The 16,699-nt window shown below is 64.1% G+C and carries 13 protein-coding genes; 10 read left to right on the top strand and 3 right to left on the bottom strand.

What is annotated here, in order from left to right; translation table 11 throughout:
- Positions 1-19 precede the first annotated feature (19 nt).
- The 3 genes from AC13FW_RS19775 to AC13FW_RS19765 all read left to right on the top strand — a co-directional run bounded on the left by AC13FW_RS19775 (position 20) and on the right by AC13FW_RS19765 (position 5,690).
- Positions 20-1,429, top strand: a complete 1,410-nt coding sequence (locus AC13FW_RS19775) for a sugar porter family MFS transporter (RefSeq protein WP_482986507.1) — start codon at positions 20-22, stop codon at positions 1,427-1,429.
- 2 nt (positions 1,430-1,431) lie between these two features.
- Complete coding sequence (locus AC13FW_RS19770; protein WP_482990215.1) at positions 1,432-4,008, top strand: glycoside hydrolase family 3 protein; 2,577 nt, start codon at positions 1,432-1,434, stop codon at positions 4,006-4,008.
- A gap of 119 nt (positions 4,009-4,127) precedes the next feature.
- A complete protein-coding gene (locus tag AC13FW_RS19765; protein WP_282267447.1) occupies positions 4,128-5,690 on the top strand; it encodes a sodium/sugar symporter in 1,563 nt (520 codons plus the stop codon).
- Between the two features lie 520 nt (positions 5,691-6,210).
- On the opposite strand, the gene AC13FW_RS19760 is transcribed toward AC13FW_RS19765, so the two are convergent.
- Genes AC13FW_RS19760 through cutA form a run of 3 tightly spaced genes read right to left on the bottom strand, consistent with a single transcriptional unit; the run spans position 6,211 to position 9,482 of the window.
- Positions 6,211-6,801 carry a TlpA disulfide reductase family protein gene (locus AC13FW_RS19760; RefSeq protein WP_482990214.1) on the bottom strand — a complete coding sequence of 197 codons (591 nt, stop codon included), beginning with the start codon at positions 6,799-6,801 and terminating at the stop codon, positions 6,211-6,213.
- Positions 6,801-9,155: a protein-disulfide reductase DsbD family protein gene (locus tag AC13FW_RS19755; RefSeq protein WP_482990213.1), complete on the bottom strand. Its 2,355-nt coding sequence runs from the start codon at positions 9,153-9,155 to the stop codon at positions 6,801-6,803. The genes AC13FW_RS19760 and AC13FW_RS19755 overlap by 1 nt, the downstream gene beginning before the upstream one ends.
- 3 nt (positions 9,156-9,158) lie before the next feature.
- Positions 9,159-9,482, bottom strand: coding sequence for a divalent-cation tolerance protein CutA (cutA, locus tag AC13FW_RS19750; protein ID WP_282267453.1), 324 nt, complete (start codon positions 9,480-9,482; stop codon positions 9,159-9,161).
- Between the two features lie 187 nt (positions 9,483-9,669).
- On the opposite strand from cutA, the gene AC13FW_RS19745 reads away from it, so the two are divergent.
- From AC13FW_RS19745 to groL, 7 genes are all read left to right on the top strand, one after another.
- Positions 9,670-10,077: a type IV pilin protein gene (locus AC13FW_RS19745; protein WP_482990212.1), complete on the top strand. Its 408-nt coding sequence runs from the start codon at positions 9,670-9,672 to the stop codon at positions 10,075-10,077.
- A complete protein-coding gene (locus AC13FW_RS19740) occupies positions 10,074-10,574 on the top strand; it encodes a pilus assembly FimT family protein (protein ID WP_482990211.1) in 501 nt (166 codons plus the stop codon). The genes AC13FW_RS19745 and AC13FW_RS19740 overlap by 4 nt, the downstream gene beginning before the upstream one ends.
- Positions 10,558-10,977 (top strand): hypothetical protein, encoded by a 420-nt coding sequence (locus AC13FW_RS19735; RefSeq protein ID WP_296252852.1) that lies wholly within the window; start codon positions 10,558-10,560, stop codon positions 10,975-10,977. The genes AC13FW_RS19740 and AC13FW_RS19735 overlap by 17 nt, the downstream gene beginning before the upstream one ends.
- Positions 10,978-10,979: 2 nt before the next feature.
- Complete coding sequence (locus AC13FW_RS19730; RefSeq protein WP_482990210.1) at positions 10,980-11,681, top strand: PilW family protein; 702 nt, start codon at positions 10,980-10,982, stop codon at positions 11,679-11,681.
- A gap of 20 nt (positions 11,682-11,701) precedes the next feature.
- Entirely contained in the window at positions 11,702-13,960 is a 2,259-nt protein-coding gene (locus AC13FW_RS19725) for a hypothetical protein (protein WP_482990209.1), read from the top strand.
- 447 nt (positions 13,961-14,407) lie between these two features.
- Positions 14,408-14,695, top strand: coding sequence for a co-chaperone GroES (locus AC13FW_RS19720; RefSeq protein WP_282267469.1), 288 nt, complete (start codon positions 14,408-14,410; stop codon positions 14,693-14,695).
- Positions 14,696-14,779: 84 nt separating this feature from the next.
- Positions 14,780-16,429 (top strand): chaperonin GroEL, encoded by a 1,650-nt coding sequence (gene groL, locus AC13FW_RS19715; RefSeq protein WP_282267471.1) that lies wholly within the window; start codon positions 14,780-14,782, stop codon positions 16,427-16,429.
- The last annotated feature ends 270 nt before the right edge of the window (positions 16,430-16,699 follow it).

Below are 16,699 nucleotides of genomic sequence, written 5' to 3'. Positions count from 1 at the left end.
AGACAGAGAGGGTGAGGGGATGGGGCAGTCAGCAGCAAACAAGGAAAACACCGCGCTGATCGTATTGATCAGCGTGGTGGCGACGATAGGCGGGTTCCTGTTCGGCTTCGACAGTGGCGTGATCAACGGCACCGTCGATGGCCTGAAGCAGGCCTTTGGTTCCACCGAGGCGCAGCTGGGTTTTGAAGTGGCCTCGATGCTGCTGGGCTGTGCGATCGGCGCGTTCTTCGCCGGCCGCCTGGCCGATCGGCTGGGCCGGCGCTCGGTGTTGATCATCTCGGCGGTGCTGTTCCTGCTGTCGGCCCTGGGTGCCGGCGGTGCGCACAGCTCGCTGGTGTTCATCGCCGCGCGCGTGGTCGGTGGTTTCGCGGTGGGTGCGGCCAGCGTGATGTCGCCGGCCTATATCGCCGAGGTTGCACCGGCGCGCTATCGCGGCCGGCTGGCCACGGTGCAGCAGATCGCGATCATCTCCGGCCTGTTCATTGCCTTCCTCAGCAACTACCTGCTGGCCAAGGCCGCTGGCGCCTCGACCGAGCCGCTGTGGGCCGGCCAGGCCGCATGGCGCTGGATGTTCTGGATGCAGGCGATCCCGTCGCTGCTGTTCCTGCTGCTGTTGCTGTTCATCCCGGAAAGCCCGCGCTTCCTGGTGGTCAAGCGCCGCAAGGACGAAGCACTGGCAGTGCTGACCCGTCTGTTCGGTGCCGAGCAGGCGCAGGCCACGCTGGGCGAGATCGACGCGTCGTTGTCGCAGGACCACCACCGTCCGCAGCTGTCGGATCTGGTCGACAAGGCCACCCGCAAGATCCGCCCGATCGTCTGGGTGGGTGTTGGCCTGGCGGTGTTCCAGCAGCTGGTCGGCATCAACGTGGTGTTCTATTACGGCGCGGTGCTGTGGCAGGCGGTGGGCTTCTCGGAAAGTGATGCGCTGCTGATCAACGTGCTGTCCGGCGCGCTCAGCATTGGTGCCTGCATCGTCACCGTGCTGCTGATCGACAAGATCGGTCGCAAGCCGCTGCTGTGGATCGGCTCCAGCGGCATGGCGGTATCGCTGGGACTGGTGGTCTACGCCTTCGCCAGTGGTTCGATGGTGGAAGGCCACCTGCAGCTGCCCGGCCACATGGGCACGCTGGCGCTGGTCGCGGCCAATGCCTACGTGGTGTTTTTCAACGTGTCCTGGGGCCCGGTGATGTGGGTGATGCTGGGCGAGATGTTCCCCAACCAGATCCGTGGTTCGGCGCTGGCGGTTGCCGGTGCGGCGCAGTGGACGGCGAACTTCATCGTCACGGTGACCTTCCCGATGCTGCTGGCCGGCATTGGTCTGGCATCGACGTACAGCATCTACCTGGTGTCGGCGGTGATCTCGGTGTTCTTTGTTATCAAGTTCGTGCGTGAGACCAAGGGTCGTTCGCTCGAGCAGATGGAGGGTTGAGGATGATGACGTTTTCGACACGCCGCGCTGCCCTGGTTGGCGCGCTGGCAGTGGGTATCGCGGTGCTGGCCGGCTGCAACAGCGGCGACAAGGCTGCACCGCAGGCGGCCACGGCCGATGCCGCGTATGACGGCACGATCCATCCGGAACAGTGGCCGGTGGTGGAATGGCCGCTGGCGGAAGATCCGGCGCTGGAAAAGCGCGTCAACGATCTGCTGGCGACGATGACGCTGGAGGAGAAGGTCGGCCAGCTGGTGCAGGGCGACCTGGCCAGCATCACCCCGGAGGACGTGCGCAAGTACCGGCTGGGCTCGATCCTGGCCGGTGGCAGCTCCGACCCGGGGGGCAAGTACAACGCACCGGCAAAGGATTGGCTGCAGGTGGCCGATGATTTCTGGGCCGCGTCGATGGATACCTCGACCGGCGGCAAGGCGATCCCGATCCTGTTCGGTATCGATGCGATGCACGGCCAGAGCAACGTGGTGGGCGCGACGCTGTTCCCGCACAACGTTGGTCTGGGTGCAACCCGCAACGTTGAACTGCAGCGCCGGATCGGCCAGATCACCGCCGCCGAAACCCGCGCCACCGGCATGGAGTGGGCGTTCGCGCCGACCGTGGCGGTGCCGCAGGACGTGCGCTGGGGCCGCGCCTATGAAGGCTATTCGGAGAACCCGCAGCTGGTGGCCGAGTTCGCCGCGGCGATGGTCGAAGGCCTGCAGGGCAAGGTCGGCGCGCCGGACTTCCTCGACGACAAGCACGTGATGGTGTCGGTCAAGCATTTCGTCGGCGACGGCGGCACCACCGACGGCAAGGACCAGGGCGATACCGCGGTCAGCGAGGCCGAGCTGCGCGATGTCCACAGCGCCGGTTACGTCACCGCCATCAAGGCCGGTGCACAGTCGGTGATGGCTTCGTTCAACAGCTTCCACGGGGTCAAGATGCACGGCCACAAGCCGCTGCTGACCGACGTGCTGAAGGGCCGCATGAACTACGGCGGCTTCGTGGTCGGCGACTGGAATGGCCAAGGCCAGATTCCCGGTTGCAGCACCACCGATTGCCCGGCCACCTATGACGCCGGCCTGGACATGGCGATGGCCACCGACAGCTGGAAGGGCATGTACGAGTCCACCGTCGCCGCGGTGAAGTCGGGCAAGCTCTCGACCGAGCGCCTGGATGACGCCGTGCGTCGCGTGCTGCGGGTGAAGTTCCGCATGAACCTGTTCGATGCGCCCAAGCCTTCGGCGCGTGCACTGGGCGGCAAGTTCGAATTGCTGGGCGCAGCCGAGCACCGTGCGGTGGCCCGTCAGGCCGTGCGCGAATCGTTGGTGCTGCTGAAGAACAACAACGGCATCCTGCCGCTGCGCGCCGACCAGAAGGTGCTGGTGGCCGGTGATGGCGCCGACAACATCGGCAAGCAGGCCGGTGGCTGGACCTTGAACTGGCAGGGCACCGGCACCACCCGTGCCGACTTCCCCAACGCCGACACCATCTGGGAAGGCCTGCAGCGCGAGGTCAGTGCTGCTGGTGGCAGCGCCGAGCTGGCGGTCGATGGCAAGTACAAGGCCAAGCCGGATGTGGCGGTGGTGGTGTTCGGCGAAGAGCCTTATGCCGAATTCCAGGGTGACATCCCCAACCTGCTGTACAAGCCGGGCAACGATGCCGACCTGGAACTGCTCAAGCGCCTGAAGAGCGAAGGCATTCCGGTGGTGGCGGTGTTCATCAGCGGTCGTCCGCTGTGGATGAACCGCGAGATCAATGCCTCCGACGCCTTCGTCGCGGCCTGGTTGCCGGGTTCGGAAGGCGCTGGTATCGCCGATGTGCTGCTGCGCAAGGCCGATGGCAGCGTCAACCACGACTTCAAGGGCAAGCTCAGCTTCTCCTGGCCGCGCACCGCGATCGACTCGGCGGTGAACAAGCCGGGCCACAACCCGCTGTACAAATTCGGCCATGGCCTGAGCTATGCCGACAAGGGTGATGTGGCAGCGCTGCCGGAAGACTCCGGCGTGAGCGGTGAGCAGGCCGGCAGCGGCGTGTACTTCGCCAAGGGCCGTCCGTCGCTGGGCCTGTCGCTGCAGCTGTCCAGCGCATCGCAGCCGGACATGCCGGCCACCACCGTGCCGACCGTGCTGGCCGACGGCACCTTGAAGATGACCGCGGTCGATCACAAGGCGCAGGAAGACGCACGCCGCCTGCAGTGGTCGGGCACGGCACTGGCAAAGTTCGCCTTGGTTGCCGCTACGCCGATCGACGTTACCCGCGAGAGCAACGGCGACGTGCAGCTGCAGCTGACGCTGCGCCGTGACAGCGCGGTATCGGCACCGTTGACGGTGGGCGTGGGTTGCGGCGCGGGTTGTGCGGCCAAGGTCGATCTGCAAGCCACCTTGTCGGCGATTCCGGCTGGCAAGTGGGTCAGCGTTGGCGTGCCGCTCAAGTGCTTTGCCGCCGCGGGTGCGGATCTGTCCAGGATCCAACATACCACTGAGCTGGAAACGGCTGCCGTTGCGGATATTTCGGTATCACGGATCGCTCTTGGCGCTGCCGGTGAGGCCGAGGTAAACGTAGACTGCGCAACACGCTGAAACAGCGAAAGCGCCGGTACGGGAGGGTGCCGGCGCACCTGATGATGTGGCCCGTTGGGGGCGGTAGCGAAAGGGCGCAGGGATGACAGCCCGGTCGGTGCACAACAGGGAGTGATGAGATGGGTTTGGGTACGTTGGATATCGCGATCGTACTGGTCTACCTGGCCGGTATCTTCGTCCTTGCGCAATGGGTGTCGCGGGAGAAAGCCGGGCACAGCAAGGACGCCAAGGACTACTTCCTGGCCAGCAAGTCATTGCCGTGGTGGGCGATCGGCGCATCGTTGATCGCGGCGAATATTTCCGCCGAGCAGATCATCGGCATGTCCGGCTCGGGCTATGCGATTGGTCTTGCAGTGGCCTCGTATGAGTGGATGGCGGCGCTGACCCTGTTGATCGTCGGCAAGTGGTTCCTGCCGGTGTTCCTGCGCAACGGCATCTACACCATGCCGCAGTTCCTGGAACAGCGTTATGGCAGCCGCATCCGCACGGTGATGGCGGTGTTCTGGCTGGGCCTGTACGTGTTCGTCAACGTCACTTCGATCCTGTGGCTGGGCGCGGTGGCGGTCAACCAGGTCACCGGCATCGACCAGATGACCGCGGTGGTGCTGATCGGCGTGTTCGCGCTGCTGTACCAGTTGTACGGCGGCCTGAAGGCCGTCGCGCTTACCGATATCGTGCAGGTCACGCTGCTGGTGCTCGGCGGCCTGTTCGTTGCAGGGCTGACCTTGAACCAGCTCGGCGATGGTGCCGGCATCGTCGCCGGTTTCAACAAGTTGTGGCAGGCGCAGCCGGGTCACTTCGAGATGATCCTCAGCAAGGACAACCCCTTCTACAAGGACCTGCCAGGCCTGAGCGTGCTGCTGGGTGGCTTGTGGATCATGAACATCAGCTACTGGGGCTTCAACCAGTACATCATCCAGCGTGCGCTGGCGGCCAAGAGCATCGGTGAAGCACAGAAGGGCGTGTTGTTTGCTGCGTTCCTGAAGCTGTTGATGCCGGTGATCGTGGTATTGCCGGGTATTGCCGCGGTGATGCTGGCACCGAACCTGGACAAGCCGGACCAGGCCTATCCGACGATGATGCGGATGCTGCCGACCGGCGTGCTCGGCCTGGTGTTTGCCGCGCTGGTGGCGGCCATCGTTGCCTCGCTGGCATCGAAGATCAATTCGGTGGCGACCATCTTCACCTTGGATTTCTACGCCAAGCGCAATCCCGAAGCGGATCAGACCAAGCTGGTGCGTGTGGGTCGTATCGCTGCGGTGGTGGCGGTGGTGCTGGGTATTCTCACCGCCAAGCCCTTGCTGGGCAGCTTCGACCAGGCGTTCCAGTACATCCAGGAATACACCGGCTTCTTCACCCCGGGAATCGTGGTGATCTTCATGCTGGGCCTGTTCTGGAAGCGTGCCAATGAGGCGGGTGCCTTGTCGGCGGCGATTGGTTCGTTCGTGTTGTCGATCGTGTTGAAGCTGGCCTGGCCGGCATTGCCCTTCATCGACCGCGTCGGCCTGGTGTTCCTGCTGGCGTTGGCCTTGGCGGTAGGCGTATCACTGTTGACGCCGGCGGCGCCGGAGAAGGACATCATCGACACCCGTGACGTGGATTACCGCACGGGCGGCGTGTTCAACATCGGCTCGGTGGCGGTGATCGCGATCCTGGTCGCGCTGTACGCGGCGTTCTGGTGATCCAGGGCTTCTAAAGCCCCTCTCCCACCGGGAGAGGGGTTGGGGAGAGGGTGAGGTGCGAAGCACCTTGTAGAAGCCAGAAGCAGATGCGCAAGAGCAAAAGCTCAAAGGCAAAAGCTCAAAGCAAAGCTTCCCCTCATCCGCCCCTTCGGGGCACCTTCTCCCGCAGGCGGGAGAAGGGATGAAAAGCAGAGCAGGGCAAAGCAAAGCAGAGCAGAGCAGAGCAGGGCAAAGCAGAGCAGGGCAAAGCAGAGCAGAGCAGAGCAAAGCAGGGCAAAGCAGGGCAGGGCAAAGCAGGGCAAAGCAAAGCGGAGCAGGGCGGAGCAGAGCCGAGCTGGGAATGCGTCAGTTGCAGCTGAACACGAGCGGAGTGCATTCCCTTCTCCCGCAAGGGGGAGAAGGTGCCCCGAAGGGGCGGATGAGGGGAGCTCTTGGCTCTTGGCGCCAACCAAACCTCGGGCGCGCTGCGCTTATCCGTGCGACCAATCCAAGCGCAAACATCAATCCAGGGCTTGCAGGGTCACTGCCTGGCAGCAGGCTCCACACCGGCAACCCACGCATCAATCTCACCAACCTTGAACGGCCCAAGCTTCTGCTTGAGCACGCGCCCCTGCGCATCAACCAATACGCTGTAAGGCAGCAGTCCCTGCGAATTGCCCAGCTTGACGCTGGCATCCTGCGGCCCCGGCGTTTCGATCACGATCGGGTAATACACCGGCACGTTGCCAAGGAAATCCAGCACCGCTTCCGGCGTGTCCAAGGCCAAGCCCACCACCTGCGGTCCAGTGTCCGCATGACGCGCAGCAAAGCGCGCCAACTCGGGCATCTCCTCGATGCAGGGCGCACACCAGCTGGCCCACACATTGATCAACAGCGGCTTGCCCTTGAACTGGTCCGGGAACTTCACCGGCATGCCATCAAGGTCGGGCAGGGTGAATGAGGGCATCAATTCGCCGACACGCACACCCTGCACCGGCGTCGCGGATTTCAGTGGCGCAGAGGGCGTGTTCATCGACGGCAGTGGCGGTGTGGTCGGGTGGCTCAGCCATGCACCGGCCGACAGCCCGGCTGCGGCCGCGATACCTGCCACCCACCACACGGCGCGGCGCATCAGCGTGCCGCGCGCAGCAGCGCTTCTTCAGCGATGGATTGGGTGAGTACGGTCGGTAGCACGCGCGGCGGTGCCCCCGGTCCATACACCACATACAGCGGCACACCGACCGCCTTGTGCTGCTCGAGGAAAGCGCTGATCTGTGGATCCACATTGGTCCAGTCGCCGCGCATGTACACAGCGTTGACCTGCTTGAGCGTGTCACGGAACTTGTCGCGGTCCAGCACGTTGCGTTCGTTGGCCTTGCAGGTGACACACCAGTCGGCCGTCATGTTGACGAACACCACGCGGTTGTCGGCGCGCAGGCGGTCCAGCATCTGCGGCGAATAGGACACCGTGCCTTCGCTGGCGATGGCAGCGCCCGGCGGCGGCAGGCGGGTCACGCCCCACACCGGCACCAGCGCCAGCAGCGCGATCACCGCGCCCAGCACCATGCCGATCCGACGGCTGTGCCAGCGGCTGCGTTCAAACCACCACAGGCCCAGCGCCAGCAGGGTCAGGCCGACCAGCATCAGGCCCATCGCATCGATGCCGCGCTGCTTGCCCAGCACCCACAACAGCCAGATGGCAGTGAGGTACATCGGGAAGGCCATCACGTGCTTGAAGGTTTCCATCCATGCGCCCGGCTTGGGCAGCCGCTCGGCCAGCGCTGGTACAAAACCAATCAGCAGGAACGGCAGTGCCAGACCCAGGCCCAATGCCAGGAACACAAGCATCGCCAAGGCCGGCGGTGCGGTGAAGGCGTAGGCCAAGGCCGGGCCCATGAACGGCGCGATGCAGGGGCTGGCGACCACGCAGGCAAGCACGCCGGTGAAAAAGTCACCGCTGGGGCCGCTGCGACTGGCGAGGCTCTGGCCCAGTTGGCCGGCATTGCCGCCCAGGGTGAATAGCCCGGACAGGCTCAGGCCAACGACGAACATCAGGTACACCAGCGCGGCGATGAACCACGGGTGCTGCAACTGGAAGCCCCAGCCGGCCGCCTGGCCGGCTGCGCGCAGTGCCAGCACCAGGCCACCAATCGCAGCAAACGCAACCAGCACGCCTGCCGTATACCAAAGTGCGTGGCTGCGCGCGCGCTGGCGGCTCTCACCACTCTGTGCAACGCCCAGCACCTTCAGCGACAGAATCGGCAGGACGCAGGGCATCAGATTGAGGATCAGGCCGCCAGCCAGCGCCAGCAGCAGAACCCACAGCAGCGAGCCGTTGCCGGCGGTATCGGCGGGCGGTTGGCTGCGGCGGGTATTGTCGGCGGACGCATCGGGCGCGGCTTCGGCCAGACTGGCGGCCGCAGCAGCCGGACGCACGACCAGCGGCTGCGGTGCCGGCGGGTTGGCCGGGTCGATCAGCGGCATCGGCGGGACTTCGCCCTTCTTGCCGGCCGGCAACGGCTGGATCACCAAGGGGGCAACTGCCAGTTCTTCTTTTTCCTTCGACGAGATCTTGCCGGCGGGCAGCGACAGCCGCACCCGGCGGGTCATCGGCGGATAGCAGATCCCGTCGGTCTGGCAGCCCTGGAACGTGACAACCAGGGTGGCAGGCGTGGCGTCGGGCTTGTCGCGGCGCAATGGCAGCGGTACATCGACCTGGTCGAAATAGACCACCACGTTGCCGAAATGCTCGTCGCGGTAGGGCTTGCCGGCGGGCCATTGTGGGCGGCCGGCGCGCACGCCATCGGCGCCTTCCAGTGCCAGCGAGGTGCGGTCGCGGTACAGGTAATAGCCAGGTGCCGGCGAGAAGCGCAGCAGCAGGCGGTTGCCGTTGTCGACGATGGCCTCGAAGCCGAAGGCCTTTTCCGAGGGCAGCGGCAGGCCCTGCACGGCGGGCGCGCCGGGCAGGCTGAGGCCGCCACCGTTGTTGCCGGCGAGCGGGTTGAAGATGGGTGCGGAAGACGGTGCAGCGGCCGCAGCCGCGGCGCCGCTTGCTGCGGGCAGTCTTACTTCGACGTTGCGCTTTTGCGGCGGGTAGCACACGCCGGCATCGGCACAGCCCTGGTAGCGGACTTCGAGGGTGACGCTGGTGGCGCCCGCGTCGGCGGTACCCGGCAGGACCGCGCGCAGCTGGCGATGGTAGGTCTCCACATCGCCAAAGAATTCGTCGTGCTTCTTCTCGCCCTGTGGCATCTGCAGCGCGCCGGCAGTGAAGCCGGGGCCGGCTTTGACACTGGTGCGGTGATGGTAGAGGTAATAGCCCGGGGCGATGTCCCAGCGCAGCTCGATGCGGTCGCGGCTGAGAGCCTCGGCACGCAGGGCAAAGGCCTGGTCTACCGGTAGCAGGTCTTTCTCATTGATGGCCAGCGCCGGCAGGGCGGCCAGGGTAAGCAGGCAGAAAGCGGCAAATTGTCGCAACAGCATCATTAATTATGTTTCCTCCCGGGTCTGCGCCCGGATCCAGTCCAGATACGCCGGCAGGCCGGCGCTGGGGGAGATCGCCACGATCTCCGGCAATTCATAAGGGTGGTGCAACCTGATCGCGGCGCTCAACGCGTCCAGCCGATCAGCACAGGTTTTTATAACAAGCTGAATCTCTTCAGCTTGTTCAATCTGCTCCTGCCAGCGGTACACAGACCGCATCGCAGGCAACAAGTTCACGCAGGCAGCCAAACGCTGCTCCACCAGATGGTGAGCCAAGGCCTGCGCGGTTTGTTCGTCGGGGCAGGTGCAGAAGACCAGTCTTACGTCCATCGAGCCATTGTGGCAGAAGCGCTTGAGGCGTTTTCGGATGGAAGTGTTGACATCGTTGTCATGAATTGTATATTGCGGCCGGTCACAGTTTCACGCGGTTTTCATCTAACGCCAGATGGACGCCAATTCCTACGAAGGTTCTTGTCACGGCGGATGCAGGTGTTCGCAGGGCTCTACAGGGGGGCATATGCAGCAACACAAAAACCGGGGCTTCACGCTGATCGAGCTGATGATCGTCGTGGCCATCATTGCCATTCTGGCCGGCATCGCCATTCCGCTGTACTCGGACTACGTTCTGCGCAGCAAGCTCCGTACAGCGCAGAGCGATTTGATGGCGTTGTCCAGTACGGTCGAGAATTTCCGCCAACGCACCCTGGGCTACCCCGCCAATGACGCGGCAGCCAAGAAGGGCTGGAATGCGGCGACCAAGGCTGGCCAGTTCAACTATAGCTATACCGCCACCAACAGTGGTTATGAGCTCAAGGCGGTCGCCGGCAGCGCGTTGGGCAAGGCCAGTGGCTGCACGCTCAAGCTCGATTCGGACAACAGCCGCACGGTGTCCGGCAACTGTGCCGGCGTGAGTGACTGGCCATGAGCCGCAGCGCCACGGGTTTTTCACTGATCGAATTGATGGTGACCCTGGCGGTGATGGCGGTGCTGGCCTTGGCAGGCATGCCGTTCACACTGCAATGGATCGACAGCAATCGGCAGATGCAGGCACGCAACCTGCTGTGGGAGGCCGTGTCGCAGACCCGCTCGCTGGCCTTGCGCAATCCCGAGCACGTCACCGGGGCAGCTGTTTCGGCACGGCTGCAGCACAGTGGTCGCAGCCTGCAGATATTGCGTGGCGCTGGCAATGAAGTGTTGTGGCAGGGCGAGTTGCCGCGCGGTGGCGAGTATCGCCTGACCGGCGCCGATGACTATGCCGATGCAGACGAGCTGCAAGCCTCGGGCGACCTATTGTCCTGCGTGGCCTTCGACAACCGTGGCCAGCGCCTGCCGGGCGCGGCGAGCTGCAGCAGTGCCGCCGCCCATTCGCGTATTGCCATTGGCATGAACAGCCAGGATCCGCTCTATGTCGACCTGCTTTGATCCGCCACGCCGCCAGCGCGGCGACATCATGCTCGAGGCTCTGGTCGGCGTGTTGATCACCAGCATCATCGGCGCCGGTCTGGCCCATGTAATGGCCAATGTGATGAACAACCAGCGCGATGCCAAGGTGGAAAACCTGATGGTCGAGCGCCTGCGCGACAGTCTGCAGACCCAGGGCGTGGGCTTGTGCGGCAGTGGCACGCTGGAGATCGGCATGCCCAACGGCGAGTCCAGGAGCGCTGCGGTCAGCTGCGAGGCCGCCACCGCAACGGTAGCCATGGCGGGTATTGCACGCACCGTGGAGGCACCACAGCGGGTGGATCTGACGGTCGCCGCGACCGATCTCGGCAGCAAGGGCGCCAACGAAAACGATCCCGATCTGCTGGTGTCGACGAAGCAATGAACATGCTTGCACGCACTGCCACCCGGATCGGCCGCCAGCAGCAACGCGGACAGAGCCTGATCAGCATGATGGTGGGCCTGCTGATCTCGCTGATCACCATCGCCGCGATGATGACGCTGTACAAAACCATGGTTGAAGTTTCCAGCAACGCCTCGCGTTCTGCGTTGCGCGACGGACAGGTATCAGCGGCGTTGTTGTCCGCGCAGATGGACCTGCAGAGCGCGGGCTTCGGCGTGCCGGCAGCCGACAGTTTGAATAGCAAGCTGCATGTTCGCGACGCGGGCAAGGAGTTGGTGTGGCGCTACAAGGCCGAGCTGACCGCCAGCGGCTACGTCTGCTCGGGCCTGCGGCTGGTCGATGGTGAGGGCCTGTACCGCTTTACCCCCAAGGCCTGCGGCGATGCCCAAGCTGCCACATGGAAAAGCGATGAGCGGCACCTGCTTGCTGGTAGTGCGGCCTTCTTCACTCCCATGCAGAAGGATGGCAGCGCCTTTGCCTCCGGTGAGCAGGAAGTCGGTGCGATGAGCCTGGCGCCAGGCTATGTGTTTTCGCTCAAGGGTGAGCGTCAATGCCTCCCATACATGCAGCAGGATTTCAGCACCACGCCTGCTGCAGCGGTTGGCCAGCAACTGGCCTTGGAACGCAGCGACGCCAGCAGCCATCTGTTCCTGGCCTGCCTGCCCAATCTAGCAGTGACCATCTGATGCACAGGGGACGTGTTGGCATGGACAGGAATCGTTTTTCAGCATTCAAACGGCAGCGTGGCGTTGCCACGCTGCTGATCGTGTTGATGGTCGGACTGGCGGTTTCGGTCACGGTTGCCGCGACCATTTACTCGCTGCGCGGCACCCAGTCGCAGCAGCTCACCACGCATTCGGCCACGGCTGCACAGGCGGCGGCATGGCGCGGTGTCGAAGCACTGCGGCTGTACCTGCTGCAGGTGGATACCAGCGTATGGCCGGGCTGGGTAGGCAATGATGCCAAGCCAGTCAGCGGGCTTGAAGCGCTGGGCGTGCGCGCTGCAACGGTGACATCGATCGAGGCTGCCGGCAGCGACCACTACCGGGTCAGTGCCCAGGTCATTGGCACCGCGGGTGTCGGCAGTGCCTTGACCACAGCCACCGTCGAAGTGATCTATGACGTGGTACCGGGAAATGGCACCCCGGGCATTCCGCCGGTATGCGCGTCGATGCCGAAGGCGCCGATGGTGTTCAACGGCAACCTGGATTACAGCGGCGGCAAGCTCGACGTCACCAACGCGGTGGACTACGAGAACATCGTGGTAGCCGGCAACCTGACGATTGGCGGTGGTTCGACCGCGCGCATCTCCGGTTGCGTCAAGGGCGATGTGTCATTGAGCGGCGGTGGCATCACCGACAACGGTCATCTGTATTCGGAAGGCACCATCCGCATCAACGGCATGGGCAATCCCAATGGAACCACGCTGTGGGCACGCAATGTCGAGATCGGCAGTGGTGTCAGCGGTGGCAACTACACCGCGATCAAGGCTGGAGCTTATGCGGTTGGCGTTTACTCCGGCACCGCGCTGATCGGCACCGCCGAAGTCGGCGGTAACTTGATTGCCTCCACCGTAACCGGCGGCACGCCGTGGGTGACGGGTGCCGTTGCGCCGCTCAACAGCGGCCACGCGGTGGTCACCTTGGCCGATCAGAGCCAGTTCCTGCTGGATTTCAGCAAGCAGGACAGTGCCGGCGCGCCGCTGGTGAACGTCGATGCCAGCACCGGTCTGGTAACCGGTGCGGCAACTGCCGAGCGCTTGAAGGGCGCGGACAATGTCAGCCTGCCGGACGCGCTGAGCTTCCGCTCCACCCGTATTGCCGGCGGCACCGTTGGCTTGGCAACACTCACGGTGGGCCAGTTGTGGGGCTACAGCGTCACCGTGTCGGGTTGGAGCGGCAAGTACGAGACACTCTGGGCCAGCGGAAACATCGCAATGACATCGGGCACGGTGAAGAACCTGCTCGGTGGCGGTGACATGACGGTCAACCAGGTTTCGGTCAGCGGTTCGGGCCGGCTCGCTGGCAACCTCAACATGCCGGTGAACAACGTGCAGATCAGGCAGGCTGGCACCAGTCCAGGTCTGCCCGGCATCCCGTACTGCGAAGCGCGGGTCAAACCGGTGGATGCCGACAACTTCCTGGCCATGGCCAACTACGCCTTCAGCACGGTTGATGGTGCCGCGCAGTTGACCATCCGCAATGTAAAGCGTGCCAATGGTGATTCCATCGACGGGGTGTATCCGTTGAGTAGCCCCAGCCCTGCGCAACTGGCGATCCTGCAGGAGCTGATGACCTGCAACTACACCAATGAGAAGGGCTGCCTGAAGGCCAGGCAGAGCGATGGCAGCTGGTTGCTCCACGGCGTCAGCAAGATGCCGGTCGGCGTGCTGTGGTTTGACCAGTCGGTGAAGATCGACGGTACCAGTACCGATTTCCTCAATACCTTGGTGGTACGCGGTTGTGACGACCCGAGCCAGGCCACCTGTGGCGGCAACGTCACCCTCACCACTGCCGGCCATCGCGACCTGATCGCGCCGAACTTCGCCGGTGCGGCCAAGGTCTGTGGCGGCGACTTCTACCCGACCAACCTGTGCGCCAGCCGCACGCAGCTGGTGGAGTGGGAAGGGCAGGGACCTGATGGCAAGCCGCAGACCTACCAGGGCCTGCCGATTGCCAACACCACCGTGATCGCCGAAGGCGCTGCCGACATCGCGGGCTGGGAGCTGCGCGGCAGCGTGATGCTGGGCAAGCAGCTGTCGACCAGTGGTGCCACCGTCACCATCCACGGCAGCTTGACGGTAGGCAGCAACCAGACCGCCGATACCAAGATATCCGCCGGCGGCATCGCGGTTGATGTTCCCAGCGGTGGCGGCCTGAATCTGCTCCCGGTGTGCAGCACCGGCAGCGGTGGGCTGCCGGCAAGCCCTGCCAGCGCCTCGGTGCAGTGGTCGCGGTACCTCTGATATTCCAAAAAAGTAGTTCAGCCCGCGGTCTGGGCGGCTCTCTCTCTTGATATGGCGTGCCCCGCAATCCCCCGGGACGCGCCATTTTTTTCGCGGCGCGAACGGTGCCCGATCCCCGCGATCAAACGGCGCCGTTCGTGGCGGAGCTCGAGATGCCGAAACCGGCAGGGGCGGAGGTAAGGCAGGCCTCCCGCAGTCCGTGGCGTATTCGGGACTGCGGCGGTGGGGCAGGTGGCACGATTGCCGCCGGCGCCCGCAGGGGCAGTTACCAGACCCCGCCAGCCGGGATGATCATTTTTCCGGCCTGCCCTTGAAAGGCCCCCAGCCAGCCCCATCTCCCAAACAAGCCCGCACGACGGGCCTTTTTACGCGTGATGCCGACGTCCCCCTGTTTCCCAGTCGGTGTCGCCGGAATTTCAGGCCAATCAATTACTTAAGAGGTCCTTCATGAGCATCAAGCCGCTTCACGACCGCGTTGTGGTCAAGCCGATCGAAGCCGACGAAATCTCCGCCGGCGGCATCCTGATCCCGGATTCGGCCAAGGAAAAGTCCACCAAGGGTGAAGTCGTGGCCGTGGGCCCGGGCAAGCCGCTGGACAACGGTTCGGTGCGTACCCCGTCGCTGAAGGTTGGCGACAAGGTCATTTACGGCCAGTACGCCGGTTCGTCCTACAAGGCCGAAGGCGTCGAGTACAAGGTGCTGCGCGAAGACGACGTGCTTGCCGTCATCGGCTGAGCTGCCGCGCCACCTGTTCCTGTAAACCCCCTTTCCCGATAAAAGCAGCCGAGCTCGGCTCGGCTCTACTCAGAGGTAATCGCAATGGCTGCCAAGGATATTCGTTTCGGTGAAGACGCCCGTTCGCGCATGGTGCGCGGCGTCAACGTTCTCGCCAATGCCGTCAAGGCAACCCTGGGCCCGAAGGGCCGCAACGTCGTGCTCGAGAAGAGCTTCGGCGCCCCGACCATCACCAAGGACGGCGTGTCCGTCGCCAAGGAAATCGAACTGGCTGACAAGTTCGAGAACATGGGCGCGCAGATGGTGAAGGAAGTTGCTTCGCGCACCAATGACGACGCTGGCGACGGCACCACCACCGCCACCGTGCTGGCCCAGGCCCTGATCCGCGAAGGCGCCAAGGCCGTTGCCGCCGGCATGAACCCGATGGATCTGAAGCGCGGTATCGACAAGGCCGTGATCGCCGCCGTCGCCGAGCTGAAGAACATCTCCAAGCCGACCGCTGACGACAAGGCCATCGCCCAGGTCGGCACCATTTCGGCCAACTCCGACGAGTCGATCGGCAACATCATCGCCGAAGCGATGAAGAAGGTCGGCAAGGAAGGCGTGATCACCGTTGAGGAAGGCTCGGGCCTGGAAAACGAGCTGGACGTCGTCGAGGGCATGCAGTTCGACCGCGGCTACCTGTCCCCGTACTTCATCAACAACCAGCAGTCGCAGACCGCTGACCTGGATGACCCGTACATCCTGCTGCACGACAAGAAGATCTCCAACGTGCGTGACCTGCTGCCGGTGCTGGAAGGCGTCGCCAAGGCCGGCAAGCCGCTGCTGATCATCGCCGAGGACATCGAAGGCGAAGCGCTGGCGACCCTGGTGGTCAACACCATCCGTGGCATCGTCAAGGTCGTGGCCGTCAAGGCACCGGGCTTTGGCGACCGTCGCAAGGCGATGCTGGAAGACATGGCCGTGCTGACCGGCGGCACCGTGATCTCCGAAGAAGTTGGCCTGTCGCTGGAAAAGGCCACCATCAAGGACCTGGGCCGCGCCAAGAAGGTGCAGGTCTCCAAGGAAAACACCACTGTCATCGACGGCGCTGGTGATACCGCTGCCATCGAATCGCGCGTCAAGCAGATCAAGACCCAGATCGAAGAAACCTCTTCGGACTACGATCGCGAGAAGCTGCAGGAACGCGTTGCCAAGCTGGCCGGCGGCGTTGCCGTGATCAAGGTCGGTGCATCGACCGAAATCGAAATGAAGGAAAAGAAGGACCGCGTTGACGACGCCCTGCACGCTACCCGCGCAGCCGTCGAAGAAGGCGTGGTCCCGGGCGGCGGCGTCGCCCTGGTGCGCGCTGTCTCCGCTCTGGCCGGCCTGAAGGGCAACAACGAAGACCAGAACCACGGCATCCAGATCGCCCTGCGCGCGATGGAAGCCCCGCTGCGCGAAATCGTTGCCAACGCCGGTGAAGAGCCGTCGGTCATCGTCAACAAGGTCAAGGAAGGCACCGGCAGCTTCGGCTACAACGCTGCGTCCGGCGAATTCGGCGACATGCTGGAATTCGGCATCCTGGACCCGACCAAGGTGACCCGTTCGGCACTGCAGAACGCAGCCTCGATCGCTGGCCTGATGATCACCACCGAAGCCATGGTTGCCGAAGCTCCGAAGAAGGACGAGCCGGCAATGGGCGGCGCCGGTGGCATGGGCGGCATGGGTGGCATGGGCGGCATGGACTTCTAAGTCCACCGCAGCCTCACCGCTGCTGGTAATACCCAAAACCCCGCCGAAAGGCGGGGTTTTGTTTTCTGCCCTCCCTTTGCCTGCTGTGCCCCCTCCCTTTGCCGCAGGCAAGGGGAGGGCTGGGGAGGGGTAGCTCTGCAGCCTTTCAAGCAGCACCAGCCTCGCGGCTCACGCCGCTCCTACAAACCCCAGCACCCTGCCGTAGTGCCGAGCCATGCTCGGCAGGAGATTTACCGGGAACGCCTCTGCCGAGCATGGCTCGGCACTACA

It is taken from the genome of Stenotrophomonas sp. 21LCFQ19 (assembly GCF_056861425.1).
Note: the sequence above shows the minus strand (reverse complement) of the source record. Positions and strands in the feature narration are given on the sequence as shown.